The 3355-nt window shown below is 73.5% G+C and carries 1 protein-coding gene; it reads left to right on the top strand.

All coding sequences use genetic code 11. The annotated features are described in order from the left end of the window. A partial coding sequence (locus tag ACFPQ9_RS35115; protein WP_380862509.1) for a type I polyketide synthase occupies positions 1–3355 on the top strand: 3355 nt, incomplete at both ends.

Here is a 3355-nt window from a genome sequence, read left to right as displayed (position 1 = left end):
GACGTGGTCGAGGCGCACGGCACCGGTACCCGGCTCGGCGACCCCATCGAGGCCCAGGCGCTCCTCGCCACCTACGGGCAGGCACGCGACGGCGACGGCGAGCCGTTGTGGCTGGGATCCGTGAAGTCCAACCTCGGGCACACGCAGGCGGCAGCGGGCGCGGCCGGGGTGATGAAGATGGTGCTGGCCCTGGGTGCGCAACGACTTCCGCGCACCCTGCACGCCGAGCAGCCGTCCTCCCACGTCGACTGGGAGTCGGGTGCGGTGCGGCTGCTGACCGAGGAACGGGCATGGCCGCGGGGCGATCGTCCGCGCCGCGCGGGTGTCTCGTCGTTCGGCATCAGCGGCACGAACGCCCACGTCGTCATCGAAGAAGCCCCCGCCCCTGTCGCGACGACAGCCGAGGGCGCCCCGGAGCCCGTCGAGTCCTCCGTCGAGTCCTCTGTCCAGCCCGCCGTCGAGTCTTCTGTGGTCGACGCCGAGGTACCGGCCGTCCCCTCCCCGACGGTCGAGCTGCCCGTGATCCCCTGGGTCGTCTCCGCGCGCGGTGCCGACGCCCTGCGCGCCCAGACCGAACGACTCGCCTCGGTCGACGCCGACCCCCTGGACACCGGATTCTCCCTCGCGGCCACCCGCGCCACCCTCGACCACCGCGCGGTCGTCCTCGGCCACGACCTCGCCGACCTGCGCGACCAGCTCGCCGCACCCATGATCAAGGGTGCGGCGACCGAGGGCCGCACGGCATGGATGTTCACCGGCCAGGGCAGCCAGCGCCCCGGCATGGGGCGCGAACTCGCCGCCACCTTCCCCGAGTTCGCCACCGCACTCGACGAGGTCTGCGCCCTCCTCGACGCCGAACTCGGCTTCGGGCGGCCCCTGCGCTCCGTCCTCTTCGGCGACGACGAACAGACCCTCCAGGACACCGGATACGCCCAGTCCGCCCTCTTCGCCCTGCAAGTCGCTCTCATCCGGCTGCTGCGCTCCTGGGGCACCGAACCGGAGGTCGTGCTGGGCCACTCGGTGGGTGAGTTCGCCGCCGCCCACGCGGCCGGAGTTCTCGAACTCCCCGACGCCGTACGGCTGGTCGCGGCCCGCGCACGGCTCATGCGGGCCCTGCCGAAGGGCGGCGCGATGGCGGCGATCGAGGCCACGGAGACGGAGGTCACTGGACTCCTCGCAAACAGCGCAGACAACGCCAATCGCGCAGATGTCGCCGATGTCGCCGATGTCGCAGGTAACGCAGACAACGTCGTCATCGCCGCCGTGAACAGCGCCACGTCCGTCGTCGTCTCGGGCCACGAGGACGCCGTACGGCAACTCCTCGACACGGCACGTCGGCAGGGCCGCCGGGCCACGCCGCTGCACGTCTCGCACGCGTTCCACTCCCCGCTCCTGGAACCGATGCTGGCGGAGTTCGCCGCCATCGCCGCCCGGGCGACCTACCACCGCCCCACCCTGCACGCGGTGAGCACCCTCACCGGCGCCGTGCTCGACAGTGACGACTGGACAACCCCGGAGTACTGGGTACGGCAAGTGCGGGAGGCCGTACGCTTCCACGCCGCCGCCCGCACCGCGGTGGACGAACTGGGCGTCGCCCGCTTCCTCGAACTCGGCCCCGACCCCGTCCTGTCCGCGCACGTCGACACCTCTCCCGCGGCATGTCTGCTGCGCCGTGACCGCGACGAACGCGAGACGGCCCTCACGGCGCTCGCCGAGCTCTTCGTACGCGGCACCCCCGTCGACTGGGCCGCCGTCTTCGCCGGCACGGGCGCCCGCGAGGTACCCCTGCCGACGTACGCCTTCCAGCGCCGCCGCTACTGGCTCGAAGCGCCCCGCACCGGCGCCGACGCCGCGGGCCTGGGTCTGCGCCCCGTCCGCCACCCGCTGCTGGGCGCCGCCGTGTCCGTCGCCGACTCCGACACGCTGCTCCTGACGGCCCGGCTGTCCCTCGCCGACCAGCCCTGGCTGGCCGACCACGTCGTGGCGGGCACGGCGATCGTCCCCGGCACCGCACTGCTCGAACTGGCGCTGGCCGCGGGGGAACGGGCCGGCTGCGACCGCGTTCACGACCTGACCCTGCACGCCCCCCTCGCCCTCCCGGCGGACCGGGCCGTGGAACTTCAGCTGGCCGTGGAGCCACCGAACGCCGCCGGACACCGGGCCTTGCGCATCCACGCCCGTCCGCACGACACCGCTGACGAACTTCCCTGGACGCTCCACGCCTCCGGCACGGTCACCGAGACCGCGGCGGCGGGCGAGACCTGGGACCTGGGCGTGTGGCCGCCGCGGGACGCGGAACCGGTCGAACTGGACGGCCTGTACGAGCGGTTGGGGTCGGCAGGCCTGTCGTACGGTCCGGCGTTCCGTGGTCTGGAGGCCGTATGGCGCTCCGGGGACGACTGGTTCGTCCAGGCCACCCTGCCTGAAGCGGCCGCGGGCGGCGGCGAGGGATACGGCGTGCACCCGGCGCTGCTGGACTCGGTACTGCACGTGCTGGGCCTGGGGGAGCGCGACGGCACCCGGCTGCCGTTCCTGTGGTCCGGCGTGGAACTGTCCGCCGTGGGCGCGTCCACGGTCCGCGTCCGCGTGACTCCGCAAGGCGAGGGCACGGTCGGACTCCGGGTCGCCGACGCGACCGGCGAACCCGTCGCCACGATCGACAGCCTCCTGCTACGGCCCGTGACCCTCACGGAACTGGAGAGTGGCGACGCGATCGTCCGGGACGCCCTGTTCCGAGTGGACTGGCGTCCCCTGACCGAGACCGGGGCCACCGTCCGGACCGCCGAATGGGCCGTCCTGGGCGAACTCCCCGCCGAACACACGAACCGCTTCGGCGGACCTTCGCACGCCGACCTGGACGCACTGCGTACGGCACTCGACGCCGGCGCCCGACCGCCGGGCACGGTCGCCCTGTCGCTCATGACGGCCCCCGCGCGTGCCCTTCGGGAGACCGTCACCGACACCCTCGGCACGATCCAGGAGTGGCTGCGGGAGCCGCGCCTCGCCGACTCCCGCCTGCTGATCGTGCTCTCGGGTCCGACCGACGACGAGGAGCCCCTCACCGATCCGTCGGCGGCCGCCGTCCGCGGCCTGATCCGCACGGCCACGACCGAACACCCGGGCCGTATCGCCCTCGCCGACCTCGACCTCGACTCCGCTTCTTGGGAGGCGCTCGCGGGGGTGCCGGAGACGGTGGGCGAGGTACTGATCCGCCGAGGGGCGGTACGGGTACCGCGCCTGGTGCGCCTGGCCGACGGGGATGTGCTGACACCCCCGGTGGGTGTGGGCGCGGGTGTCGGCTGGCGGATGGATGTGGTGGCTCAGGGTCGGCTGGATGGTGTGGCGCTGGTCCCGG

The organism is Streptomyces coerulescens (assembly GCF_042657965.1).
Classification (GTDB): Bacteria; Actinomycetota; Actinomycetes; order Streptomycetales; family Streptomycetaceae; genus Streptomyces; species Streptomyces coerulescens.
The sequence above is the reverse complement of the archived record's forward strand: the minus strand, read 5'-3'. Positions and strand labels throughout refer to the sequence as shown.